This window comes from Lysobacter changpingensis, assembly GCF_017308985.1.
GTDB lineage: Bacteria > Pseudomonadota > Gammaproteobacteria > Xanthomonadales > Xanthomonadaceae > Lysobacter_J > Lysobacter_J changpingensis.
The window spans coordinates 358,645-383,383 of record NZ_JADWPE010000003.1 but is presented as its reverse complement, the minus strand read 5'-3'; the positions used below and the strand labels follow the sequence as shown (position 1 = coordinate 383,383).

Here is a 24,739-nt window from a genome sequence, read left to right as displayed (position 1 = left end):
CCGTACCCAGCCGTCATATATCGCCGACATGAGCCGCAAACCCGCCGATCCCAGCCTCGACCCGCGCGCACGCCAGTTGCTGCGCACCCTGATCGGCCGCTACATCCGCAGCGGCGAGCCGATCGGGTCGCAGACGCTGGCCCGCCACGCGGGGCTGGACGTGAGTCCGGCGACGATCCGCAACATCCTGGCCGACCTGGAGGACGCAGGCCTGCTCAGCGCGCCGCATGCCTCGGCCGGAAGGGTGCCGACGCCGCAGGGTTACCGGCTGTTCGTCGATTCGTTGCTGCAGGTGCGCCCGCTGCCGGAGACCGACGTCGCGCGGCTGCGCGGCGAGCTGCCCGCCGGCTCCGGTACGCAGGCGCTGCTGGGCAGCGCGTCGGAGCTGCTGTCGGCGATGACCCATTTCGTCGGCGTGGTCAGCGTGCCGCGGCGCGAGCAGTTCGCGTTCCGGCGCATCGACTTCGTGCCGCTGGACGGCTCGCGCGTGCTGGCGATCCTGGTGTTCGCCGACAACGAGGTGCAGAACCGCATTGTCGCCACGCGGCGTCCGTTCGATAGCGGCGAACTGGAGCGTGTGGCGAACTACCTCAACGCGCATTTCGCCGGCCGCACGGTGGCCGACATCCGCGCCACGCTGGTGCGCGAGCTGCGCAGCGCACAGGACGAGATGCAGCTGCTGCTGGCGCAATCGGTCGAGCTGGCCGAACAGGCGCTCGCCCCCGGCGGCGACGACATGGTGCTGGCGGGCCAGACTCGCCTGATGGGCGTGCAGGAACTGGCCGACCTGGACCGCCTGCGCGAGCTGTTCGAGGCCTTCTCGCGCAAGCGGGAGATCCTCCAGCTGCTCGAACGCACCGTGCAGGCGCCGGGCGTGCGCATCTTCATCGGCGAGGAAACCGGGCTGGCCCCGCTGGAGGGCATGTCGCTGGTGACCGCGCCCTATGTGGCGTCCGGCTCCGGCACGGTGCTGGGCGTGCTGGGCGTGATCGGGCCCACCCGCATGGCCTACGACCGGGTGATCCCCGTCGTGCAGGCCGCCGCCGATGCGCTCGGGGCGGCGCTGCATCCGGATCAGTAAACGCCCTGGAAACAGGCCGGTTCCCGGGCCGGGGCGGGCGGCTGGCCGGCGCCCGCCGCCGCATTCGTCTCCCATGTGCTGTCTTGAAACCCGTTGGGACGGCCCCATTGCTGGCCTGACGCGCCTTCGAGCGCGGTTGCAAGACCTTGAATTCCAGCAAGTTTGAGCGCCCCTGGCGCAGGGATGGAGCACCGCATGACCGCTAGCACACCTTCCGGCGAACCCAACCAGACCACCGGAGTGGCCCCCGACACCGAGACGCCCGACGCCGTCGCCACGCTGGCCGCGCAGCTCGAGGCCGTCCAGGCCGAGCTGACCCAGCTGCGCGAGGACTCGCTGCGCGAGCGCGCCGAACTCGAAAACCAGCGCAAGCGCATGACGCGCGACATCGACATGGCGCGCAGGTTTGCCAACGAGCGCCTGCTGTCCGAACTGCTGCCGGTGATCGACAGCCTGGAAGCCGGCCTGGCCGTGCAGGGCGACACCGCCGCCCATCTGCGCGAGGGCATGGAACTCACGCTGCGCCAGTTGTTGAAGGTGGCGTCCGACAACGGCCTGATCGCCGTCGATCCGGTGGGCCAGCCGTTCGACCCCGAGCGCCACCAGGCGATGAGCATGGTCGACGCCGCCGGCCACGCGCCCGGCGACGTGGTCCAGGTGTACCAGAAGGGCTGGGTGCTGAACGAACGCCTCCTGCGCCCGGCGCTGGTGGTCGTGGCCAAGCACGACTGACGCCTTGAAGCGGGGGCGCGAGCCCCCCAGATAACGCACATCGGCGGGACGCTCCGCCATACACCTTCAAGCATGGCGGCCCGCGCCGCCGCACAGTCAAAGCATCGAGAGGGAGCAACACCATGGGCAAGATCATCGGTATCGACCTGGGCACGACCAATTCGTGCGTGGCGATCATGGAAGGCGGCAAGCCGCGCGTCATCGAGAACGCCGAAGGCGATCGCACCACCCCGTCCATCGTCGCCTTCACCAAGGACGGCGAAGTCCTCGTCGGCGCCAGCGCCAAGCGCCAGGCCGTCACCAATCCGAAGAACACCTTCTTCGCCGTCAAGCGCCTCATCGGCCGCAAGTTCACCGACGCCGAAGTCCAGAAGGACATCGGCCTGGTCCCGTACAAGATCACCCAGCACGAGAACGGCGACGCGTGGGTCGAGACCTCCGAGGGCAAGAAGATGGCCCCGCAGCAGATCTCGGCCGAAGTGCTGGCCAAGATGAAGAAGACCGCCGAGGCGTATCTTGGCGAGACCGTCACCGAAGCCGTCATCACGGTGCCGGCGTACTTCAACGACAGCCAGCGCCAGGCGACCAAGGACGCCGGCAAGATCGCCGGCCTTGACGTCAAGCGCATCATCAACGAGCCGACCGCGGCCGCGCTGGCCTACGGCATGGACAAGAAGGGCGGCGACCGCAAGGTCGCGGTCTACGACCTCGGCGGCGGCACGTTCGACGTGTCGATCATCGAGATCGCCTCCGTCGACGGCGAAATGCAGGTGGAAGTGCTGTCCACCAACGGCGACACCTTCCTGGGCGGTGAAGACTTCGACAAGCGCGTCATCGACTACCTCGTCGAGGAATTCCAGAAGGATCAGGGCATCGACCTGCGCAAGGACCCGCTGGCCCTGCAGCGCCTGAAGGACGCCGCCGAGCGCGCCAAGATCGAACTGTCCAGCGCGCAGCAGACCGAAGTGAACCTGCCGTACGTGACGGCCGACGCTTCCGGTCCGAAGCACCTGAACATCAAGCTGACGCGCGCCAAGCTCGAGGCGCTGGTGGACGACCTGGTCAAGCGCACGATCGAACCGTGCCGCATCGCGCTGAACGACGCCGGCCTGCGCGCCAGCGAGATCAGCGAAGTGATCCTGGTCGGCGGCCAGACCCGCATGCCGAAGGTGCAGTCGGCCGTGGCCGAGTTCTTCGGCAAGGAGCCGCGCAAGGACGTCAACCCCGACGAGGCCGTGGCGCTGGGCGCCGCGATCCAGGGCGGCGTGCTGGCCGGCGACGTCAAGGACGTGCTGCTGCTCGACGTGACCCCGCTGTCGCTGGGCATCGAAACCCTGGGCGGCGTGTTCACCAAGATCATTGAGAAGAACACCACCATTCCGACCAAGGCCTCGCAGGTGTTCTCCACCGCCGAGGACAACCAGTCGGCCGTGACCGTGCACGTGCTGCAGGGTGAGCGCGAGCAGGCCCGCTACAACAAATCGCTGGCCCGCTTCGACCTGACCGGCATCGAGCCGGCGCCGCGCGGCATGCCGCAGGTGGAGGTGTCCTTCGACATCGACGCCAACGGCATCCTGCACGTGTCGGCCAAGGACAAGAAGACCAACAAGGAACAAAAGGTCGAAATCAAGGCCGGTTCGGGCCTGTCCGAGGAGGAGATCGCGAAGATGGTCTCCGACGCCGAGGCGCATCGCGAGGAAGACCAGAAGTTCCACGAGCTGGTGCAGGCCCGCAACCACGCCGACGCGCTGATCCACACCGCGCGCAGCGCCATCAAGGACAACGGCGACAAGGTGCCGGGCGACGTCATCGGTCGCACGGAAGGCGCGATCGCCGAACTCGAAACCGCCATGCGCGGCGACGACAAGGGTCAGATCGAGGCCAAGTCGAAGGCGCTGGAGGAAGCCGCGCAGTCGCTGTTCGCGGCGGCTTCGGCGGCCGGCCAGCCGGGCGGCCCGGACGCCGGTGCCGGCCCGTCGGGCGGCGCGAAGTCCGACGACGTGGTCGACGCCGAGTTCACTGAAGTCAAGGACGACAAGAAGTAAGACGGGAATAGGGAACCGGGAATTGGGAATCGTGAGGCGTCATCGCTTTCACTCTCCCAATTCCCGTTCTTGTGTCCGTAGGCTGCAGGGCCATCGCTTCGAACCATTCTCCATTCTCAATTCCCGATTTCCGGCTCCATGAGCAAACGCGACTACTACGAAGTGCTGGGCGTGGCCCGCGATGCCAGCGAAGAAGACCTGAAGAAGGCCTATCGCCGCTGCGCGATGAAGTTCCATCCGGACCGCAATCCCGGCGACGCCGCCGCGGAAGCTTCGTTCAAGGAGTGCAAGGAAGCCTACGAAGTCCTGTCCGACGGCAACCGCCGTCGCGCCTACGACCAGCACGGCCATGCCGCCTTCGAGCACGGCATGGGCGCCGATGGCGCCGGTGCGGGCTACGCCGACATGGGCGACATCTTCGGCGACATCTTCGGCAACATCTTTGGCGCCGGAGCCGCGCGCGGACCGCGTCGCGGCGCCGACATCGGCTACGTGATGGAGCTGTCGCTCGAAGAGGCCGTGTTCGGCGCCGAGAAGACGATCGAAATCCCGACCCTCGACGAATGCGAGACCTGCGACGGCTCGGGTTCGGCCGACGGCAAGACCGAAACCTGCCAGACCTGCCATGGCCGCGGCCAGGTGCGTTTCCAGCGCGGCATCTTCTCGATGCAGCAGGCCTGCCCGCATTGCGGCGGTCGCGGCAAGACGATCCCGAACCCGTGCGCCGACTGCAACGGCCAGGGCCGTGTCGAACGCACCAAGACGCTGCAGGTGAAGATCCCCGCCGGCGTCGACAACGGCGATCGCATCCGCCTGGCGGGCGAGGGCGAAGCCGGTCCGGCCGGTTCGCCGCCGGGCGACCTGTACGTCGACGTGCGCGTGCGCGAGCACGAGATCTTCCAGCGCGACGGCGACGACCTGCATTGCGAAGTGCCGGTGCGCATCGCGCAGGCCGCGCTCGGCGACACCATCCGCGTGCCGACGCTGGACGGCGACGTCGAACTGCGCATTCCCGCCGAAAGCCAGACCGGCAAGCTGTTCCGCCTGCGCGACCGCGGCGTGAAGTCCGTCCGCAGCCGCAAGCCCGGCGACCTGTACTGCCGCATCGTCGTGGAAACCCCGGTGAACCTCACGCCGGAGCAGCGCGAACTGCTGGAGAAGTTCGAAGCCACCTTCGTTGGCGAAGGCGCCCGCCGCCATTCGCCGCGCGCCTCGACCTTCCTGGACGGCGTGAAGGGCTTCTGGGACCGGATGACGTCCTGAGCAACGCTACGGCAGGTCCGGCACGCGGGTGGGAAGTTCGCCCCGCTGCCGGGCGCCGGAGCCTGCGCTAGCATTCCCCGGACGGCGACGGATTCGCCGGATAAGGGGAACCATGTTGAAACATGCAAGTGCGCTGGCCCTCGCGGCTGCGTGGCAGTTCGCGTGCGCGCCGGCCTCCGCGGCGCAGGCGATCCAGCCTGAAGGCGAGCGTTCGGCGCAGATCGAGCGCCTCGACGTCGCCTACGTCATCCAGCCGGACGGCTCGTACACCGAGACGCGCGAGCAGACCATCAAGGTGCTCAAGTCCGATGCGCTGGAATACGTCAAGGATTCCTCCATCGGCTACAGCACCAGCATCCAGAAGGTCGAGGTGCTGGAGGCCTACACGCTCAAGCCCGACGGCCGCCGCGTGCCGGTGCCCAAATCCAACTACCAGGTGCAGACCAACGGCGGACACGGCGAAGGCGCGCCGGTGTTCTCCGATCGCACGTCGATGACGGTGGTGTTCCCCGAGCTGGCCGTCGGCGACACCACGGTGTTCAAGTACCGCCTGACCGGCTCGCAGCCGATGTTCGACGGCCAGTTCTCGGAAGTCGAAACGTTCCCGCGCGAAACCTACTACGGCCAGGTCGATCTGCGCTTCGACGCGCCGGCGCAGCTGCCCGTGAAGTCCGAGGCATGGCGGATGGAGCGCGTCCGCGATGAAGTGGTGGGCGATCGCCGCCTGAGCCACTGGCGCTTCCAGAACCGCCAGCCGCTGTTGCCCGACCAGTCGGCTTCCGCGTTCCGCTTCGAGGACCAGCCGGGCCTGGTGTATTCGACCTTCGCCGGCTATGGCGACATCGCGCTCGCCTACGGCGCGCGGGCGAAGCCGAAGGCGGCGGTCACGCCGCGCATCCGCAAGCTGGCGGACGAGATCGCCGGCACCCGCAAGGAGCCGCGCGACATCGCGAAGGCGATGTACGAATGGGTCTCGACCCAGATCACCTATGCGGGCAACTGCATCGGGCTGGGCGCGGTGGTGCCGCACGATCTGGACTTCGTCCTCGACAACAGGATGGGCGACTGCAAGGACCATGCGACCCTGCTGCAGGCGCTGCTGACGGCGAAGGGCATTCCGGCGACGCAGGCGCTGATCAACTCCAGCAGTCTGTACGACCTGCCGCGCACGCCGGCGGTGGCGATGGTCAACCACGTCATCACCTACCTCCCCGAGTGGGACCTGTACCTGGATGCGACCGCCAAGGGCATTCCCTTCGGCATGCTGCCGTACCCGGACATGGGCAAGCCGGTCTTCCGCGTGGATGGCTATCGCGAGGGAACCACCACGCCGGCGATGGTTCCGGGCAGCGGGCGCCAGACCGTGAAGACGCGACTCAAGGTCGGCGCGGACGGCTCGATCGAAGGACAGGCCGACGTCGAACTGCAGGGCATGTACGCGGTGACCACGCGCGCGGCGTTCCGCGGCTCCACCACGGACCAGGCCACGCAGGGCGTGAAGCGCTACTTCCAGCAGATGGGGCAGGACGGGACCGGCAGCGTGCGCATGGACGATCCGGAACCGCTGGAAGACCGTTACGCCTACCAGGTGAACTTCAGTGTCGGCCAGCTGATGCCGGTGCCGGGTGCGATCGCGCTGACGCCGATCTTCCCGACCGAAGCGCCGGTGATGCGTTTCGCCGCACAGGCGAACCTGGAAGTCGACGAGGCCAGACCGAGCGCCTGCGCCAGCGGCTTCTCGCAGGAAGAGTACGAGATCGAGTTCGCCAAGCCCGTGCAGCTGATCGCGGTGCCGCCGGACGTCGATCTCAAGGGCAGTGCGTTCAGCTATCGGGCCACCTACAAGCGCGACGGCAACACGCTGCGCGTCACGCGCGTGCTCGACGACCGCACGCCAGGCCCGTTGTGCGAGCCCGGCTACAACCGCGACTACCGGGACTTCATGCAGAAGGTGCTGACGAACCTGCGCGCGCAGGTGGTCTACCAGTAACCGGCGGAAGAGGCTCGATCAAAAAAGCCGCGGGCGTTCCGCGGCTTTTTTTTCGCGCTCATCAGCGCTGTCGGCAGGGGGCCTTACTCCGCCGAAGACCTGCGGGCGCGGAACATCAGCCACAGCAGCACGCCCGCCACGATCCGCCCGGCGCGGATCAGCGTTCCGGTGGACGGACCCCAGTGGTCCACCAGGCGAGCAGCTTGAATCGACGTTGAAGCGGGTCAGCACGAACGAGCCGGCGCCGAGCACGGCCGGCCACAGGTCGATGGAAGACGTTCATTGCGATTCCCCGGCGTCGGGCCGGCGGACGCCGAAGATGCGGTCCTCCTCGTACAGGTCCCGGAGTTCGGAGCGCGCGAGGCGGAGGATGTTCTGCGTGTCCCACTTCACGTCCGCCAGGTCGCCGCGCAGGTCGTTGTTCGCGCCCGACGGTGCCGGCCAGGCGCTGCTGTCGGTGACGACGGAGATGCTGCCGTCGGTCACGGCGACCACCTTCATCAGGCCGTACGCGCGGTTCCCGCCATCGAACTCGGCGAAGTGCGACAGCTCGCTGGCGTAGAGGTCGCCCACTTTGGGCGCGGCGAGCAGTTCGGCGTCCTTCCTGCCCGAACAGCCAGCGGCGACGAGCAGTAGCAGCAATGCGATGCTTCGAAACAACGTCTTCATGCGTGCGTGGTCCCCGGACCGGCATGGCGCCGCCGATTGCGGCGCTGCGATGCTAGGAAGCACGTTGGCGTCGAAACATAGGAAGGTTCCGAATCGCCGTCGCGCTGCGAAACGGTCGTGGCGGCACGAAACGCTTGTCGCCGCGAAGTGGCCGCTTCAGACTGCCCGCATGAGCGACCACACCGCGCAGACCCGCATCCTCGTCCACGGTGCCTCCGGCCGCATGGGGCAGGCGCTGCTTCGCCTGGCCACGGAGCGCGACGACGTCGTCGTCGTCGCGGCCGTGCAGCGTTCACAACCGGCGCAGCGGGTGGTGGAGGGCGTGGCGCATTTCGCCGCGTCCGAACTGCATGGCGCGCCCGCGTTCGACGTCGCCATCGATTTCAGCCTGCCGGAGGGCTTCGATCCCATCCTCGCGCTGTGCGAGGAGCGCGGCGCCGCACTGGTGTCGGGCACGACGGGACTGGAAGCGCCGCAGCGCGCCGCGCTGGACGCCGCGGCGCAGCGCATCCCGCTGCTGTGGGCGGCGAATTTCAGCCTGGGCGTGGCGATCCTGGGCGAACTGGTCGAACGCGCCGCGCAGGCGCTGCCGGGCTGGGATTGCGACATCGTGGAATCGCACCACGTGCACAAGAAGGACGCGCCCTCCGGCACCGCGCTGGCGCTGGGCGCGAACGCGGAGCAGGGTGGGGCGACGCCGCGCTATGCCTCGCTGCGCGCCGGCGACATCGTCGGCGAGCACCTGGTGCAGTTCACCGCGCCGGGCGAGCGGATCGAGCTGGTCCACCGCGCCACCAACCGCGACATCTTTGCCCGCGGCGCGCTCCACGCCGCCGCGAAGCTGGCCGGCCGCGCGCCCGGCCGTTATCGCCTGCGCGATCTGCTCGCCTGAACGAGGCGGGCCGGATCGCACGATCCGGGCACATGACGCTGGCGTTACGAGCCCCGGCCCGCTAGAATTCCGGCTCGCCTGAACCCCTTCCGTCGGACCGGTCCCGCACCGCGTCCGCGCTTTGCTGCAACCCGGTTTTTCTACGGCGTACGCGCACGGAACGGCTCAGCACCCCCCGGCAGCCAAGGCGATCCCCGTGACCCAACCCGCAATCCTCGCGCTCGAAGACGGCACCCTCTTCGAGGGCGTTTCCGTAGGCGCGCCCGGCCTTTCGGTCGGCGAAGTCGTATTCAACACGGCCATCACCGGCTACCAGGAAATCGTCACCGACCCGTCCTACGCCCGCCAGCTGGTGACGCTGACGTACCCGCACATCGGCAACACCGGCTGCACCGACCAGGACGACGAGGCCGCTCGCTGCTTCGCCTCGGGCCTGATCGTGCGCAACGTGCCGCGCCGTCCCAGCAACTGGCGCAGCCAGGTCTCGCTGCCGGAATGGCTCGCCGCCCGCGGCATCGTCGCCATTTCCGACATCGACACTCGCAAGCTCACGCGCATCCTGCGCGAGAAGGGCGCGCAGAACGGCGCGCTGATGGCCGGCGAGATCGATGTCGACAAGGCCTTCGAGGCCGCGCGCAAGTTCCCGGGCCTGAAGGGCATGGACTTGGCGAAGGAAGTCAGCGTCCGCGAGCCCTACGAGTGGAGCGAGGGACAGCTCGACCTGGACCGCAATGAATTCGTGCGCGCGGAGCCGAAGTTCCACGTCGTCGCCTACGACTACGGCGTGAAGTTCAACATCCTGCGCATGCTCGCCGAACGCGGCTGCAAGCTCACCGTCGTTCCGGCGCAGACGCCGGCCTCGGAGGTTTTCAAGCTCAAGCCCGATGGGGTGTTCCTGTCCAACGGCCCGGGCGATCCGGCGCCGTGCGATTACGCGATCGCGGCGATCAAGGAGTTCATCAAGGCGAAGATCCCGACCTTCGGCATCTGCCTGGGCCACCAGCTGCTGGCGCTCGCCGCTGGCGCGCGGACGGTGAAGATGGGCCACGGCCACCACGGCGCGAACCATCCGGTGCAGGACCTCGACACCGGCCGGGTGATGATCACTTCGCAGAACCACGGTTTCGCCGTCGATGAAGCGACGCTGCCGGCGAACGTGCGCGTGATCCATCGCTCGCTGTTCGACGGAACCAACCAGGGCATCGAGCTGACGGACGCGCCGGCGTTCTCCTTCCAGGGACATCCGGAAGCGAGTCCCGGCCCGCGCGACGTGGCGCCGCTGTTCGATCGCTTCGTCGCGATGATGCAGCAGGCCAAGTGAGCCCGGCCGCCACCAAGCCCGCCCGCAAGCGCCACTGGCGCAGGTTGTTCGTTGTTGCGGTCGTGCTGGGCGCCTACCCGGCGTTCGTGATGGTGGCCACGTACTCGCAGTTCTTCGCCGCCGGATTGCCCGGCGGTCGCAACGGCCCGGCCGATGCGTACCGCCACTCGCTCGCCAGCGCCATCGTCGCCTACACGCTGTCCCCGCGCTGCGTGGACATCGTGACGAAAGTGATGGAGCGCGACGGGCAGGGCAACGCGGCGCGTGCGATGGATGCGCACAACAACCGGCTCGGCGCGCGCATCGGCGCGGCCGCCGACAGCTGGACCGCCATGCAGCAGGCCGTGCTTGCTGCCGTGAACGAAGGCGCGATCGACGCCCGATCGCCCGACCAGATCACCTGGCTCGCGCCCGACGCGTGGCAGGAACGACTTTACTGAGGACCCCCATGCCCAAGCGCACCGACATCAAAACCGTCCTGATCATCGGCGCCGGCCCGATCGTGATCGGCCAGGCCTGCGAGTTCGACTACTCCGGCGCGCAGGCGTGCAAGGCGCTGCGCGACGAGGGCTACCGCGTGGTGCTGGTCAACAGCAACCCGGCCACGATCATGACCGACCCGAACATGGCCGACGCCGTGTACATCGAGCCGATCAACTGGCAGACGGTCGAGAAGATCATCGCGAAGGAAAAGCCCGACGCGCTGTTGCCGACGATGGGCGGCCAGACCGCGCTCAACTGCGCGCTGGACCTTGCCGACAACGGCGTGCTGGAGAAGTACAACGTCGAGCTGATCGGCGCCTCGCGCGAAGCCATCCGCATGGCCGAGGACCGCGAGCTGTTCCGCGTCGCGATGGCCGAGATCGGACTGGAATGCCCGAAAGCCGAAGTCGCCCGCAACTTCGAGCAGGCGATCGAGATCCAGGCGAAGGTCGGCTACCCGACCATCATCCGCCCCTCGTTCACCCTCGGCGGCACCGGCGGCGGCATCGCCTACAACAAGGAAGAGTTCGAGGAGATCGCCAAGCGCGGCCTGGAACTCTCGCCCGTGCATGAAATCCTCGTCGAGGAATCGGTGCTGGGCTGGAAGGAATTCGAGATGGAAGTGGTCCGCGACAAGGCGGACAACTGCATCATCGTCTGCTCGATCGAGAACTTCGACGCAATGGGCGTGCACACCGGCGACTCGATCACCGTCGCGCCGGCGCAGACGCTCACCGACAAGGAATACCAGCGCCTGCGCGATGCCTCCATCGCCGTGCTGCGCAAGATCGGCGTGGACACCGGCGGCTCGAACGTGCAGTTCGGCATCAACGCCAAGAACGGCCGTGTCGTCGTCATCGAAATGAACCCGCGCGTGTCGCGCTCCTCGGCGCTGGCGTCGAAGGCGACGGGCTTCCCCATCGCGAAGGTCGCCGCGAAGCTCGCGGTGGGCTACACGCTGGACGAGCTGAAGAACGAGATCACCGGCGGCCTCACGCCGGCATCGTTCGAGCCGAGCATCGATTACGTCGTCACCAAGATCCCGCGCTTCGCGTTCGAGAAGTTTCCGCAGGCCGACGCGCGATTGACCACGCAGATGAAGTCCGTCGGCGAAGTCATGGCGATGGGCCGCACCTTCCAGGAATCGCTGCAGAAGGCGCTGCGCGGGTTGGAGACCGGCAAGGTCGGCCTCGACCCCACCGGGCTTGATCTTTCGAGCGAAGACGACCTCTCCACGCTGCGTCGCGAACTGAAGGAGCCGGGTCCGGAACGCATGTTCCACATCGGCGACGCGTTCCGCGCGGGCATGAGCGTGGAAGACGTGCACGCGCTGTCGTTCGTCGACCCGTGGTTCCTCGACCAGATCGAGGAACTCATCGCCGCAGAGCAGGACGTCGCAGCTGCCGGCCTGTCCTCGCTCGACAAGACGCGCATGCGCGAACTCAAGCGCATGGGTTTCTCGGATGCGCGCATCGCGCAGCTGACCGGCACCGACGAGACCGCCGTGCGCACGCTGCGCCGCGCGTTCGGCGTGCGTCCGGTGTACAAGCGCGTGGACTCGTGCGCGGCGGAGTTCGCTACGACCACCGCCTACATGTACTCGACCTATGAAGACGAGTGCGAAGCCGAGCCGACCAACCGAAACAAGATCATCGTGCTCGGCGGCGGCCCGAACCGCATCGGCCAGGGCATCGAGTTCGACTACTGCTGCGTGCACGCGGCGCTGGCGCTGCGCGAGGACGGGTTCGAGACCATCATGGTCAACTGCAACCCGGAAACCGTTTCAACCGACTACGACACCTCTGATCGTCTGTACTTCGAGCCGCTGACGCTGGAAGACGTGCTGGAAATCTGCGATCTGGAGAAGCCCAAGGGCGTGATCGTGCAGTACGGCGGCCAGACGCCGCTGAAGCTGGCGCGCGCGCTGGAAGCCAACGGCGTGCCGATCATCGGCACCTCGCCGGACAGCATCGACCTGGCCGAGGACCGCGAGCGCTTCCAGAAGCTGGTGCAGGACCTGGGCCTGGCGCAGCCGCTGAACCGCACCGCGCGCAATCCGGAGGAAGCCATCGTGCTCGCCTCGCAGATCGGCTACCCGCTGGTCGTGCGCCCGAGCTACGTGCTGGGCGGCCGCGCGATGGAAATCGTCCACGCCGACGCCGACCTGCATCGCTACATGCGCGATGCGGTGAAGGTGTCGAACGACTCGCCGGTGTTGCTGGACCGCTTCCTCGACAACGCGGTGGAAGTCGACGTCGACGTCATCGCCGACAAGGACGGCCACGTGCTGGTCGGCGGCGTGATGGAGCACATCGAGGAAGCCGGCGTGCACTCGGGCGACTCCTCGTGCTCGCTGCCGCCGTATTCGCTGAGCGCGGCCGTGCAGGACAAGCTGCGCGAGCAGGTCGTGGCGCTGGCCAAGTCGCTGAAGGTCGTGGGCCTGATGAACACGCAGTTCGCGATCACCTTCGACGACGAGGGCCGCGAAACCATCTACCTGATCGAAGTGAACCCGCGTGCCTCGCGCACCGTGCCGTTCGTGTCGAAGGCCACCGGCATGGCGCTGGCGAAGATCGCCGCGCGCTGCATGGTCGGCAAGACGCTGGCCGAGCAGGGCGCCGTGAAGGAGATCGTGCCGGAGTACTACTCGGTCAAGGAAGCGATCTTCCCGTTCGCCAAGTTCCAGGGCGTCGATCCGATCCTCGGGCCGGAAATGCGTTCGACGGGCGAAGTGATGGGCGTCGGCCGCAACTTCGGCGCCGCGATGGCGCGCGCGCAGGAAGCCGGCGGCATCAAGGCGCTGCCGGAAGGCGGCAAGGTGTTCGTGTCGGTGCGCGATCCGGACAAGAAGCGCGTGCTGCCGGTCGCGCAGGACCTGGTCAAGCGCGGCTACACGCTGGTCGCCACCGAAGGCACGCACCAGTTCCTCACCGGACAGGGCCTGGCCTGCGAGCGCATCAACAAGGTCACCGAAGGCCGTCCGCACATCGTCGACCTCATCAAGAATGGCGAGATCGCCTACATCGTGAACACGACCGAGGGCCGCCAGGCGATCAACGATTCGTTCTCGATCCGCCGCGAGGCGCTGCAGCACCGCGTGACGTACTCGACCACCGTGTCGGGCGCGCGCGCGCTGGTGAACTCGCTCGACTACCGCGGCACCGGCCCGGTCTGGTCGCTGCAGGAACTGCACGCGGAAGTGCAGGGCGCGTAAGTCGCATCCACGCACTGGCAGCCCGGGTAAGCGCAGCACACCCGGGTTGGCCGCCACGGTGACGCAATCCCGGGTGCGGCCTTCGGCCTTACCGGGCTACACGAGCGCATCCTGCGGCGCCGGGTGGGTTCACCCCGGCGCCCATCTGAGACAGAATCCGCCTAACGGAACCGCCGGGCTCCCGCGCCCGGCGCACAGGAAGAACAAGCAATGCGAGCACCCCTTACCCTTCAGGGCGCGCAGCGTCTGCGCGCCGAGCTGGAAGAATTGAAGTCGGTCAAGCGCCCGGCGGTGATCAATGCGATCGCCGAAGCGCGCGCGCACGGCGACCTCAAGGAAAACGCCGAGTACCACGCCGCCCGCGAACAACAGGGCTTCATCGAAGGCCGTATCAAGCAGCTCGAGGCCGAGCTGTCGCACGCGCAGGTCATCGACGTGTCCTCGCTCAACGCCGGCTCGCGCGTGGTCTTCGGCGCGACGGTCGACCTGGCCGACACCGAGACCGACGAGGAAAAGCGTTACCAGATCGTCGGCGACCTCGAAGCGGACATCAAACAGGGCCTGATCGCGATTTCCTCGCCGGTGGCGCGCGCGCTGATCGGCAAGCACGAAGGCGACACGATCACCATCGACGCCCCGGGCGGCACCCGCGAGTACGAGATCGTCGGCGTCAGCTACGCCGGCTGATTCGCGCCCGTCGATGATCACGCTGCTGCTGCCGCCGCGCGAACGCTTCGGTGGCCAGCGCCTGTCCGCATCGACGGGGCGCGCGCTCGCGCGCGGCGATCGCGGCGACCGCAATGGCGACGCGCTGTCGAACATCCTCGACGTGCTCCCACGCGGCTGGCCCGTGGCGGCGGCCGCGCGCCAGCGCGACGCGGGCGATGCCGTGGGATCCGCGTGGCTCCGCGCGGATCCCGCCTACGTGCGGCCCGACATCAACGGCGCGCGCCTGCTCTCGTATGGGCAGGCGCTGGGCCTGACCGCGCAGGACGCCGCCGCGCTCCTCAAACCGCTCAAGCCGCTGTTCGGCGACGCCGGCTTCCCGATCGACGCGCCGGTGCCGTCGCGCTGGTACCTGCGGTTGCCGGCCGGCGCGAAGCTGCCGGCCTTCACCGCGCCCGAGCAGGCGCTCGGCGCCGATCTGTTCGACGAACTGCCGCAAGGCCCCGAAGGCCGCCGCTGGCGCGCGCTCCTCAGCGAGGCGCAGATCGTGCTGCACAATCATCCGCTCAATGCGCAGCGCGCCGCGACCGGACTGGCGCCGGTGAATTCGCTGTGGTTCTGGGGCGCCGGTGCGCTGCCCGATCGCGTGCAGTCGCACTACGCGCGCATCGCCAGCGACGACGAAACCCTCACCGCGCTGGCCGTGCTGGCCGGCGTGAACGTCGCGCCGAAACCCGACGCCTGGAATGGCCGCGTCGAAGCGGGGAGCGACCTGTTCGACCTGCGCGACGCGCGCGACCTCGCGTTGCTCGAACGCGACTGGTTCGCGCCGTTGCTTGAAGCAGTCGCCGACGGCGCGCTGAAACAGCTGCGGTTCGAGTTCGACGACGGCGCGCGTTACGATCTCGCGCGGTCGCAGCGCTGGCGTTTCTGGCGCCGTCCGCTGCCGTCGTTCGTCAACGCCATGGCCGCCGGATGAAGCCCGTCGCGCGACTGCGTCGGCGCGAGTGCGTCGATCCGGGCCAATGGCCCGATTCGATGCCCGCGCTGCTGCGCCGCCTGTATGCCGCGCGCGGCGCGACCTCGCTGGAGCTCGCGCAGCCGCGACTCGCACACCTGCACCCGCCGGAACTGCTGGGCGGCCTGGACGCGGCGACGACGCTGCTCGCGCGCGCCATCGATGACGACCGCCACATCGTCGTCGTCGGCGATTTCGACTGCGACGGCGCCACCGCCTGTGCGGTCGGCGTGCGCGGGCTGCGCATGCTCGGTGCGCGACGCGTGTCGCATGCGGTGCCCAACCGCATCGTGCATGGTTACGGTCTCTCGCCGGCGCTGGTGGAGGAACTCGCTGCGCTGCAACCGGACCTGCTGGTCACGGTCGACCACGGCATCGCCTGCCACGCCGGCATCGCCGCGGCGAAGGCGCGCGGCTGGCAGGTGCTGGTCACCGATCACCATCTGCCCGGCGAACATCTGCCCCCGGCCGATGCCATCGTCGATCCGAACCTGCGCGGCGACGCGTTCCCGAGCAAGTGCCTGGCCGGCGTCGGCGTGATGTTCTACGTGCTGCTCGCGCTGCGCAGGCACCTGCGCGAGCGCGGTGCGTTCGCCGGCAGGGAACCCGACCTGCAGGTGTTGCTGGACCTCGTCGCCGTCGGCACCGTCGCCGACGTGGTGCCACTGGATGCGAACAACCGTGCGCTCGTCGCCGCCGGCCTGCGGCGGATCCGCGCGGGGCAGGGCTGTGCCGGATTGCGTGCGCTGATCGAAGTCTCGCAGCGCGATGCCGCGCGGCTCACCGCGACCGACATCGGCTACGCCGTCGGCCCGCGCCTCAATGCGGCGGGGCGGCTGGAAGACATGGCGCTCGGCATCGAATGCCTGCTCACCGACGACCTCGCACGCGCGCGAGACATCGCCGCCACGCTCAACGAGATCAACAGCGAGCGCCGGGCCGTGCAGCAGCAGATGACCGACGACGCCGAGCGCGCGCTCACACGCGTGGCGATGAACGATGCGGCGGTGCCGGCGGCGATCTGCCTGTTCGATGCAGAATGGCATCCGGGCGTCGTGGGCCTGGTCGCGTCGAAGATGAAGGAACGGCTGCACCGGCCGGTCATCGCGTTCGCACCGGCCGAGCCGGGCAGCGATGCCCTGCGTGGCTCGGCGCGTTCGATCCCCGGCTTCCACATCCGCGACGCGCTCGCCGACGTGCACGCACGCCATCCGCAGCTGATCGAACGCTTCGGCGGCCACGCGATGGCGGCGGGGTTGTCGCTGCGTGCGGACCAGTTCGCCGCGTTCGCGCAGGCGTTCGGCGACTGTGCCGCCGCGCTGCTCACGCCCGAACTGCTGCAGGCGGAGCTGCTCAGCGACGGAGAACTGCACGCCGACGAGTTCTGCCGCGCCAGCGCCGAAGCGTTGCGCGATGGCGGTCCGTGGGGGCAGGGCTTCGCCGAGCCGCAATTCGATGGCGAGTTCGACGTGCTCGGCTGGCGCGTCGTCGGCGAACGGCATCTGAAACTCGAACTCGGCCTGGCCGGACGCCGGCTCAACGCGATCGAGTTCGGCGGCTGGGGCGGACTGGCGCCACCGCCGCGCGTGCGCATCGCGTTCCGCCTGGAAGCCGACGATTACCGCGGCGGCGAGGCTGTGCAACTGGTCGTCGTGCACCGCGAAGCGGTGGCTGAAGTCGCGTGATCACGGCGACGTCGACGATTCGTCGGCGTCGGCCTTGTGCGTGGTCACGAACTGCCCGAGTTCGAACAGCGTGCCGTCGACGCGCCGGAGCAGCCGCGCGATTTCATCCGGGGATACCAGCGTCCCCGCTTCCGCGGTGCGCGTGGCGACGCGCAGGTCGGCCGCGAGGTTGCGATAGCCGAACGTTCCCAGCGCGCCGGTGATGCGATGCAGCGCGCGGCCCATGCGCACCGCATCGCCGTCTTCCTCGGAACGCCGCAGGTCGGCGAGGTCGTCGGGCAGGTTCGCAAGCAGGTCCTCGGCGACCAGCCGGACGGTTTCCCGCGAGCCGAAGCTCCGCGTCAGCATCGCCAGGTCGAGCGGCTCCAGCGCGGGTTCGGTGGACTGCGACGGGCTGGCCGTATCCAGCACGTCGTCGTGCGGCGAATCGGTTGCCGCGGGCGATGTGGTGTCGGGTGGCCGGGTGGTCATGGTGTCGTCGGGGGGTAGCCAGAGCTCCAGCTGTTTCATCATTTCGTCCAGGCCGATCGGCTTGCGCAGATGGCCGTCCATGCCGGCTTCGCGGCAGCGCGCCTCGTCTTCCGACATCACGCCCGCGCTCAGGGCGAGGATCGGCAGGCGCTTTCGTCCTTCAGCCGCTTCGCCGGTGCGGATCGCACGCGCGAGCTCGAAGCCGTTCATGCCCGGCATCTGCAGGTCGGTGATGAGCAGGTCGAAACGGTCTTCGGCCAGCGCCGCGAGCGCCTGCTCGCCGCTGGACACCACGCGGCAGCGATAGCCCAGTTCGTCGAGCTGGCGCTGCACGAGCAGCTGGTTGGTCGAATGATCCTCGGCAACGAGGATGTGCCCGGCGTGCGAGGCCTTAGGCGCCGTGGGGGCGGTCGTGCGCGGAACCGCATCGTCCAGCGCCAGCACGCAGGCGCGACGCACGTGCGTGGGTAGCAGCGGCTCGGTCACGATCGCAGTGCGCGGCACATCGGGGCCGTCGGCCAGCAGCGGCACGAAGCGCGTGGATGCTCCGGCGGGCGGCGGTTCGTCGGAAAGCAGCAGATCCGCGCGCGTGGCATCGGATACGACCTCGGTGCCGAACGAGCGCAGGATGGCCTCCAGCGAATCCGCGACATCGTGATCGCGACTGCGCACGACCACGCTGCGCCCCGCCAGCGCCGGATCGACGGTGCTGCCCGGCGCGATCGGCGTGGTGAGCACCAGCCACACTCGCGTGCCCGTCCCGGGCGTGCTTTCCATGTCCAGCGTGGCCCGCATCAGTTCGGCCAGCCGCCGGCAGATCGCCAGGCCCAGGCCGCTGCCGCCGTAGGTTCGCGACGTGCTCGTCTGCGCCTGGGTGAAGGCATGGAACAGCTTGGCCTGTTCGGCGGGCGCGATCCCGATGCCCGAGTCGGTCACGGCCATGCACCAGGTCTGCGTCTGGTCGGTCGCTTCGAGTACCTGCAACGAAACGGCCACGTACCCGCTGCCGGTGAACTTGATCGCATTGCTGAGCAGGTTGAGCAGGATCTGGCGAAGCCGCGTCGGATCGGCGACCACCAGTGCCGCCAGCGCCGGATCGATGTGGCAGGCGCAGCGCAGGTTCTTGCGCCGGCACAGGTCCAGCACCAGCTCGATCGAATTGGACAGCAGCACGCGCAGGTCGGTTTCGACCGGCTCCAGTTCCAGGCGACCGGCTTCGATGCGCGACAGGTCGAGCACGTCGTCCAGGATCGTGCGTAATGCCATCGCGTAGTCCTGCACCAGGCCGAGGAGATGGCGCTGGTCGTCGTTGATGTCGCTGCGCGAGAGGATCTCGATGATGCCGGCGATGCCGGCCATCGGCGTGCGGATCTCGTGGCTCATCGCGGCGAGGAAGTTCGCGCGCGCGGTGGCGGCGGTTTCAGCCGATGTCCTTGCAGCCTCCAGCGCTTCGGATTGACGATGCGACGCGGTCACGTCGACCCAGTATCCGCTCCAGTGCACCAGACCATCGTCGCGGCGATGCGCGACCGCGCTCACGCGGATCCAGCGTTCCGGCGCGGGCGAGATCGTGCGGAAATCCATCTCGATGGGGGTCAGCTCCGCGGTCGATGTCTCGAGCGCAAGGCGCAATCGCTCGCGATCATGCTCGTCTATGCAGCCCTCGACTCCCGGCTGGGGCCTGGAAACGAGTTCGTCGTGGTCCAGTCCGAACAATGCGCGCGTGTTGCCTGCGACGAAGGGCAGGGCGTAGTTGCCTTGCGGATCGCGCGTGATCCTGAAGATCACGCCGGGCAGGTTGCGCGTGAGATCGCGCATCAGGCTGTCGCTCTTCTCGCGACGGCGGATTTCCGTGCGCGTGCGCAGGTAGGCGAAGGCGAGCACCGCCACCAGCAAGGCGGCAAGGCCGCCACCGATCGCGACCGTGCGCCATTTCACGCCACTGGAAACCTGCACTTCCAGCCAGCCCGAGCGGATGCGTTGCCGTTCTTCAGGGGTCAGTGCACCGAGCATGCGGTTGATCAGCGGCACCAGCGGCTGGTACTCGCCACGCACGCCGAACACCAGGTCTTCGTCGAATCCGGCGGGCGCCGCGAGGCGGAGCGTCGGGTACTCGCCGCGCCGGAGCGGGCGGTCCGCCGACATCATGTCACCCACATACGCATCCGCGTCGCCCCGTTCCACCGCCCGCAATCCCTCGGAGATGCTGGTCACCGGCATGATCACGGCGCCGGGTATCTCGGCCTTGACCCTGGCGGCACGAGCCGGCCCCACGAGGGTGATGCGCTTGCCGTCCAGGTCATCCAGTCCGCTGATCGCGTGCGAGCTGGCGCGCATGACGATCACGACGCTGACCCGCGTGAACGCCGAGGTGCGCACCCAATCGGAACCGACCGGCGCGCTTGCCGGTATCGGGACGAGATCGACCTGGCCACGAGCCATCATGCCGCGCAGGTCTTCGATGTAACCCGAGGATACCCGTCCCAGCTTGAGTCCCAGCCGCGCTTGCATCATCTGCAGGTATTCGGCGGCGATTCCGCTGATGCGCCCGTCGGCGCCGGTGAAACTGACCGGCTCCCAATCGTGTGCGTACCCGATGCGCGGCGGCGGAATGCGTTCGAGCCAGAGTTCCTCGTCGCGCGTGAGCGGCACGCCTCCCGCGCGCGGGATCGGCGAGGACGAAGCGCCGAGCCACCGGCGCTCGTAAGCCGCACGTTGCTGCGGCGTGATGCGGGCGAGCGCCTTGTCGATCGCGCTCGCCAGCGGTTTGCGGTCGTCCGGAACGGCGAAGTGCAAGGTATCCGACGGCAGGTCGACCGGTGCGAGCACCGCCAGGGCCGGCCACGTGCCGGTCGCCAGTGCGGTTCGCACGACGTACGGATTGCCGATGAAGACGTCGGCATCGCCCTTCGTTATCGCGTCGAATGCCTCACCGATGGCGGTTGTCGCGATGATCCGCGCATCGGGAAATTGTGCTCGCACCGCGCGTTCCACCGCTGCGCCGCGATTGACCACGATGCGCGCCGACGCGAAGCGGTCGGGTGCGAGCAGATCGTTGCGGCTGGCCAAGCCCACCGCCACTGGAACGGCCTCGATGTACGAAGTCGTGAACACCAGGCAGGGCGTGAGCTCCGGCACCAGCGAGACGTTCATCAGCACGTCGACTTCGCGACGGCAACCGCCCTTGAAGGCTTCGTCCCACGAGGGATACGGGCGCACCGCGATGCGCACGCCGAGTTGGCGCGCGACATCGTCGAGGTAGGCGGGGCCGAGACCGCTGAGCGTTGCGTTCTCGTAACGTTCGAACGGCGGCCAGCCGCCGGCATACGTGGCGACGGTGATCGTCGGATGCGCGCGCAGCCATTCGCGCTCCTCGCCGGTGAGTTCGATCGTCGCCGCGTGCGCGAGCGCCGCCACGAAAAACAGCAGCAGGCATGCGAAACGACGGAACCTCATGCACGGTGCATGCACGAAGGTACGGGGATATCCTATCCGCCGAAAGCAACCTCTTCTGGCGGGCGATCCTGTATGAACCTGCGCGTGTTTCTGGCCGACGATCATCCGGTCGTCCTTCGCGGTGCGAGGGTGATCCTGGAAGCCAGTGGAATCGCCGTGGTGGGAGAAGCCCGCTCCAGCGACGAACTGCTGGCCGCCCTCGAAAACACGCCGTGCGACGTCGTGGTCACCGATTTCGCCATGCCCAACAGCGCCTCGCCCGATGGCGCGGAGATGATCCGGCAGCTGCGCGAACGCCATCCGCTGCTGCCGATCGTCGTGATGACGATGATCGGGAACGTGGGCATCCTGGACTCGCTGCTGCGCGCGGCGGTGCTGGGCGTGGTGGAGAAGACCGAGGACATGGAAATCCTCCCGATGGCCGTGAAGTCGGCGGCCAACCGTCGCGTGTTCATCTCGCCCGGCCTGCGACGGCAGCTGGACGCCATTGGCAAGCGGCGCGGACGCGGCACGTTAAGCGCGCGTGAAGCCGAGATCATCCGCCTGCTGGCGTCGGGATTGACGGTAACAGAGATCGCCCAGCAGTTGGACCGCAGCCTGAAGACCATCAGTCGGCAGAAGATCGATGCCATGCGCAAGCTCGGGCTGGAGAACGAGGCCGAGCTGTATGCGTACGCGCGGGAGAACGGCCTGGCCTGAAAGCCTGGCCTGAAGCGGCCTGCCCCCGAGGCGAAGATCCGGATCAGTCCGATGGTCCGGCCGGCCGCCCGGGCGCACACTGCCGCGACCATCGCAGGAGCAGCCGGACCATGCAGACACGTGTCGTAATCGCGGACGATCACCTGCCGGTGCTCGCGTCCGTCAGTGCGACGGTCGCGGGCACGGGCGCCACGGTGGTCGCCCGCGCGCGTTCGCCCGACGAGTTGTTCGCCGCACTCCACGAGCTTCCCTGCGATCTGCTGGTGTGCGATTACGCGATGCCGGTCGACGCGCAGGTCGATGGCATCGAGATGATTCATCGCGTCCGGACGCAGTGGCCGGGATTGCCCGTGATCATGCTGACCACGATGTCGAACGGCGTGCTGCTGCGCGCACTGCTCGCCGAGGGCGTGCGCGGCCTGATCGACAAGGCGGCGCCGTCGCTGGAACTGCACGCCGCGCTCCAGGCGGTCTCGCAGGGCGAGGTCGTCGTGAGTCCCGGCTTCACCGAAGCGATGGACCAGTACGCCGGCCACATGGACGACCCGGTGCTCGGTCGCGAGATCGCGCAGATGGTCGAACGCGGCCGATCGCCCGAAGACATCGCCGCGCTGCTGCGCATTCCGCTCTCGTTCGTCGAGCGGCACGCGAACGCAACCGGAGACGGAACGTTCCGGCATCCGGATGTCGGCTTCGCGCCGCGCACCGGATCGCGCGCGCCGCGTTCCTGATCCGGCGAGCCCAACTCATCCCATGACACCGCGCCGCCGCGCACGGAACGCGCGAAAGTCGACGGAAGCAGTGCGAATGGCACGAAGGCTTTCATGGGGAACGCGGATGGGCGGCGCATGTGTGCGGGCGAGTGCGTAGGCTATCGGGCCGGGCGGCAGCTTCCGACCAGACGAATCTGAGGGAAGTCGCGGTCGGCGGTTTCGTTCAGCGCCGGCCGCCGGGAGCAGGCGGACCGGCCTCCGGTTGTCCCGGCTTGACGCCGCCAGAACATCTCCGCACCTAGGCTGAACGGCCCTTCCCCTGCTCCGGGAGTCCGTGCCATGCCGTTGACGATCAACATCGACCTTTCGGACGAGGACCTGCAGCATTTCGCCGGCGTGGTCGAAGCCGCGCGCAAGGAAGCCTCGGACAAGAGCAACGCCCAGGTCGTGGAAGCCGCCACCCAGCTGGCGCTCAAGGCCGGGCAGAGCAATCCGCCGCAATTCGTGAAGGACCGCCTGCTGACGCTGGACTCGCTGATCGCGATGTTGCGCGACGAAGCCTGGGCGATGTCGGACGCGGATTCGGCGAACGTGCGTTCCGCGCTGGCGTACTTCGTGTCGGCCGGAGACGCGATCCCCGACAACGTGCCGGTGCTGGGCTTCATCGACGACGCGATCATGATCGAATTGTGCGCGCGCGAGCTGCGGCACGAACTCGAGGCCTACGACGACTTCTGCGAATTCCGCCAGCGCGAGGCCGAGCGGCGCAAGCTCGACCCGGCCGGAGTGGGGCGGGCGGACTGGCTGGAATCCCGCCGCGAGGAACTGCAGGACCGGATGCACCGCCGGCGCAACCGCGATTTCCGTGGCGGCTTCGGCAGCGGGTTCGGTACGGGCTTTGGCGGAAGCAGCAGCTACGGGCCGGTGCGGCGGTATTCCGATACCGGCTGGCGCCCGGGGCCGTTCCGGTTCCGCTGAGCGCCGGATTCCGGCGGACGTAGGGCAGGTGGGTGCTCACCGATCGGGCGCACGGCTCCGCGCGGCCCACGGACCGCGTTTGTCGGAGCCGTGTTTGTTAGAATCGGCGGTTCACCATCGCGATTCGAATCGGACATGATCGAGCTTAATCCCGTCCGCCAGCGCATCGCCGACCTGACCGGTCGGCTGGATGCGCTCAGGGGGTATCTTTGACTACGACCGCAAGGTCGAACGTCTGGAAGAAGTAAACCGCGAACTGGAAAGCCCGGACGTCTGGAACGACGCCGACCGCGCCCAGTCGCTTGGCCGTGAGCGTTCCTCGCTCGACAAGGTGGTCGGCGGCATCCGCGACCTCACCGATGGCCTCAATGGCGCGGGCGAACTGCTCGAACTGGCCGAGATGGAGAACGACGAAGGCACCGCGCAGGCCGTGGTCGACGACGTCGAACGCTATGCGAAGGACGTCGAGAAGCTCGAGTTCCAGCGCATGTTCTCCGGCAAGATGGATGCGGCCAACGCGTTCGTGGACATCCAGGCCGGCGCCGGCGGCACCGAGGCGCAGGACTGGGCTGAAATCCTGCTGCGCATGTACCTGCGCTGGGCCGAATCGCGCGGCTGGAAGGCCGAGCTGATGGAAGTCAGCGGCGGCGACGTGGCCGGCATCAAGTCGGCGACCTTCCGCGTGGAAGGCGATTTCGCCTACGGCTGGCTCAAGACCGAAACCGGCGTGCACCGCCTGGTGCGCAAGTCGCCGTTCGATTCGGACAACCGCCGGCACACCAGTTTCACCTCGGTGTTCGTGTCGCCCGAAGTCGACGACAAGATCGACATCGAGATCAATCCGGCGGACCTGAAGACCGATGTCTACCGGTCCTCCGGCGCCGGCGGCCAGCACGTGAACAAGACCGAGTCCGCCGTGCGCATCACGCACGTGCCGAGCGGGATCGTGGTCGCGTGCCAGACCGAACGCAGCCAGCACGCCAACCGCGACCGTGCGATGAAGATGCTCGCGGCCAAGCTGTACGAGCTGGAAATCCAGAAGCGCAACGCCGAGCGCGACGCGGTGGAGGCCACCAAGTCCGATATCGGCTGGGGCAGCCAGATCCGCAACTACGTGCTCGACCAGAGCCGCATCAAGGACCTGCGCACCGGCATCGAACGCAGCGACACGCAGAAGGTGCTCGACGGCGACCTGGACGAATTCGTCGAGGCCAGCCTGAAATCCGGCCTGGAAGCCGGTTCGAAACGCGCCGACGCCGTTTGATGCAGGGCGGGTGGGGAGGAGCGGGAAGTGAGAGGATGAGCCTCTCCGGCACGCCTTCCCCGGCTCGCCCGGCCCAATTCCCACTTCTCGAAACCCACG

At 68.1% G+C, this 24,739-nt stretch carries 18 protein-coding genes; 16 read left to right on the top strand and 2 right to left on the bottom strand.

Annotation, left to right across the window (positions count from 1 at the left end):
- Window positions 1-28 precede the first annotated feature (28 nt).
- From hrcA to I4U41_RS08540, 5 genes are all read left to right on the top strand, one after another.
- Window positions 29-1,081: a heat-inducible transcriptional repressor HrcA gene (hrcA, locus tag I4U41_RS08560; RefSeq protein ID WP_206860726.1), complete on the top strand. Its 1,053-nt coding sequence runs from the start codon at window positions 29-31 to the stop codon at window positions 1,079-1,081.
- Window positions 1,082-1,276: 195 nt separating this feature from the next.
- The gene (gene grpE / locus I4U41_RS08555) at window positions 1,277-1,813 is read left to right on the top strand and encodes a nucleotide exchange factor GrpE (RefSeq protein ID WP_206860725.1); all 537 of its coding nucleotides are present in this window, start codon (window positions 1,277-1,279) and stop codon (window positions 1,811-1,813) included.
- A 122-nt stretch (window positions 1,814-1,935) separates the two neighbouring features.
- Complete coding sequence (dnaK, locus tag I4U41_RS08550; RefSeq protein WP_206860724.1) at window positions 1,936-3,858, top strand: molecular chaperone DnaK; 1,923 nt, start codon at window positions 1,936-1,938, stop codon at window positions 3,856-3,858.
- A gap of 138 nt (window positions 3,859-3,996) precedes the next feature.
- The gene (dnaJ, locus tag I4U41_RS08545; RefSeq protein WP_206860723.1) at window positions 3,997-5,121 is read left to right on the top strand and encodes a molecular chaperone DnaJ; all 1,125 of its coding nucleotides are present in this window, start codon (window positions 3,997-3,999) and stop codon (window positions 5,119-5,121) included.
- 112 nt (window positions 5,122-5,233) lie between these two features.
- The gene (locus tag I4U41_RS08540; protein ID WP_206860722.1) at window positions 5,234-7,111 is read left to right on the top strand and encodes a DUF3857 domain-containing transglutaminase family protein; all 1,878 of its coding nucleotides are present in this window, start codon (window positions 5,234-5,236) and stop codon (window positions 7,109-7,111) included.
- Window positions 7,112-7,390: 279 nt separating this feature from the next.
- Here I4U41_RS08540 and I4U41_RS08535 read toward each other — a convergent pair whose 3' ends face one another.
- Window positions 7,391-7,780: a hypothetical protein gene (locus I4U41_RS08535; protein ID WP_206860721.1), complete on the bottom strand. Its 390-nt coding sequence runs from the start codon at window positions 7,778-7,780 to the stop codon at window positions 7,391-7,393.
- A 169-nt stretch (window positions 7,781-7,949) separates the two neighbouring features.
- Here I4U41_RS08535 and dapB point away from each other — a divergent pair, with 169 nt between their 5' ends.
- The 7 genes from dapB to recJ all read left to right on the top strand — a co-directional run bounded on the left by dapB (window position 7,950) and on the right by recJ (window position 17,059).
- On the top strand, window positions 7,950-8,672 hold the full coding sequence (dapB, locus tag I4U41_RS08530) for a 4-hydroxy-tetrahydrodipicolinate reductase (RefSeq protein ID WP_206860720.1): 723 nt from the start codon (window positions 7,950-7,952) through the stop codon (window positions 8,670-8,672).
- 196 nt (window positions 8,673-8,868) lie between these two features.
- On the top strand, window positions 8,869-9,993 hold the full coding sequence (gene carA, locus I4U41_RS08525) for a glutamine-hydrolyzing carbamoyl-phosphate synthase small subunit (protein WP_206860719.1): 1,125 nt from the start codon (window positions 8,869-8,871) through the stop codon (window positions 9,991-9,993).
- Window positions 9,990-10,433, top strand: a complete 444-nt coding sequence (locus I4U41_RS08520; protein WP_206860718.1) for a DUF6973 domain-containing protein — start codon at window positions 9,990-9,992, stop codon at window positions 10,431-10,433. Before carA ends, I4U41_RS08520 begins: the two co-directional genes overlap by 4 nt.
- Window positions 10,434-10,441: 8 nt before the next feature.
- Window positions 10,442-13,690 (top strand): carbamoyl-phosphate synthase large subunit, encoded by a 3,249-nt coding sequence (gene carB / locus I4U41_RS08515; RefSeq protein ID WP_206860717.1) that lies wholly within the window; start codon window positions 10,442-10,444, stop codon window positions 13,688-13,690.
- A 210-nt stretch (window positions 13,691-13,900) separates the two neighbouring features.
- Window positions 13,901-14,377 (top strand): transcription elongation factor GreA, encoded by a 477-nt coding sequence (gene greA / locus I4U41_RS08510; protein ID WP_206860716.1) that lies wholly within the window; start codon window positions 13,901-13,903, stop codon window positions 14,375-14,377.
- Between the two features lie 13 nt (window positions 14,378-14,390).
- On the top strand, window positions 14,391-15,335 hold the full coding sequence (locus tag I4U41_RS08505) for a phosphoglycerate mutase (RefSeq protein WP_206860715.1): 945 nt from the start codon (window positions 14,391-14,393) through the stop codon (window positions 15,333-15,335).
- Window positions 15,332-17,059 (top strand): single-stranded-DNA-specific exonuclease RecJ, encoded by a 1,728-nt coding sequence (gene recJ / locus I4U41_RS08500; protein WP_206860714.1) that lies wholly within the window; start codon window positions 15,332-15,334, stop codon window positions 17,057-17,059. Before I4U41_RS08505 ends, recJ begins: the two co-directional genes overlap by 4 nt.
- On the opposite strand, the gene I4U41_RS08495 is transcribed toward recJ, so the two are convergent.
- Entirely contained in the window at window positions 17,060-20,986 is a 3,927-nt protein-coding gene (locus I4U41_RS08495) for an ATP-binding protein (protein WP_206860713.1), read from the bottom strand.
- Here I4U41_RS08495 and I4U41_RS08490 point away from each other — a divergent pair.
- The 4 genes from I4U41_RS08490 to prfB all read left to right on the top strand — a co-directional run bounded on the left by I4U41_RS08490 (window position 20,930) and on the right by prfB (window position 24,640).
- Complete coding sequence (locus tag I4U41_RS08490; RefSeq protein WP_320415160.1) at window positions 20,930-21,685, top strand: response regulator transcription factor; 756 nt, start codon at window positions 20,930-20,932, stop codon at window positions 21,683-21,685. The genes I4U41_RS08495 and I4U41_RS08490 overlap by 57 nt on opposite strands.
- 110 nt (window positions 21,686-21,795) lie before the next feature.
- Window positions 21,796-22,416, top strand: a complete 621-nt coding sequence (locus I4U41_RS08485) for a response regulator (protein WP_206860712.1) — start codon at window positions 21,796-21,798, stop codon at window positions 22,414-22,416.
- A gap of 321 nt (window positions 22,417-22,737) precedes the next feature.
- Window positions 22,738-23,376, top strand: a complete 639-nt coding sequence (locus I4U41_RS08480; protein WP_206860711.1) for a YkvA family protein — start codon at window positions 22,738-22,740, stop codon at window positions 23,374-23,376.
- A gap of 135 nt (window positions 23,377-23,511) precedes the next feature.
- Window positions 23,512-24,640, top strand: a protein-coding gene (gene prfB, locus I4U41_RS08475; RefSeq protein ID WP_206860710.1) for a peptide chain release factor 2 whose coding sequence is annotated in 2 segments (ribosomal slippage) — window positions 23,512-23,586 and window positions 23,588-24,640 — 1,128 coding nt in all. Because the reading frame shifts where the segments join, the coding sequence is not laid out codon by codon here.
- The last annotated feature ends 99 nt before the right edge of the window (window positions 24,641-24,739 follow it).

Excerpts from the sequence above, each read along its gene's own strand:
- I4U41_RS08485 (WP_206860712.1), top strand. The coding sequence starts at position 21,796 with ATGCAGACACGTGTCGTAATCGCGGACGATCACCTGCCGGTGCTCGCG.
- I4U41_RS08505 (WP_206860715.1), top strand. The coding sequence starts at position 14,391 with ATGATCACGCTGCTGCTGCCGCCGCGCGAACGCTTCGGTGGCCAGCGC.
- I4U41_RS08495 (WP_206860713.1), bottom strand. The coding sequence starts at position 20,986 with ATGAGGTTCCGTCGTTTCGCATGCCTGCTGCTGTTTTTCGTGGCGGCG.
- hrcA (WP_206860726.1), top strand. The coding sequence starts at position 29 with ATGAGCCGCAAACCCGCCGATCCCAGCCTCGACCCGCGCGCACGCCAG.
- dnaJ (WP_206860723.1), top strand. The coding sequence starts at position 3,997 with ATGAGCAAACGCGACTACTACGAAGTGCTGGGCGTGGCCCGCGATGCC.
- grpE (WP_206860725.1), top strand. The coding sequence starts at position 1,277 with ATGACCGCTAGCACACCTTCCGGCGAACCCAACCAGACCACCGGAGTG.
- greA (WP_206860716.1), top strand. The coding sequence starts at position 13,901 with ATGCGAGCACCCCTTACCCTTCAGGGCGCGCAGCGTCTGCGCGCCGAG.
- dnaK (WP_206860724.1), top strand. The coding sequence starts at position 1,936 with ATGGGCAAGATCATCGGTATCGACCTGGGCACGACCAATTCGTGCGTG.
- carB (WP_206860717.1), top strand. The coding sequence starts at position 10,442 with ATGCCCAAGCGCACCGACATCAAAACCGTCCTGATCATCGGCGCCGGC.
- recJ (WP_206860714.1), top strand. The coding sequence starts at position 15,332 with ATGAAGCCCGTCGCGCGACTGCGTCGGCGCGAGTGCGTCGATCCGGGC.
- I4U41_RS08480 (WP_206860711.1), top strand. The coding sequence starts at position 22,738 with ATGCCGTTGACGATCAACATCGACCTTTCGGACGAGGACCTGCAGCAT.
- I4U41_RS08535 (WP_206860721.1), bottom strand. The coding sequence starts at position 7,780 with ATGAAGACGTTGTTTCGAAGCATCGCATTGCTGCTACTGCTCGTCGCC.
- I4U41_RS08540 (WP_206860722.1), top strand. The coding sequence starts at position 5,234 with ATGTTGAAACATGCAAGTGCGCTGGCCCTCGCGGCTGCGTGGCAGTTC.
- dapB (WP_206860720.1), top strand. The coding sequence starts at position 7,950 with ATGAGCGACCACACCGCGCAGACCCGCATCCTCGTCCACGGTGCCTCC.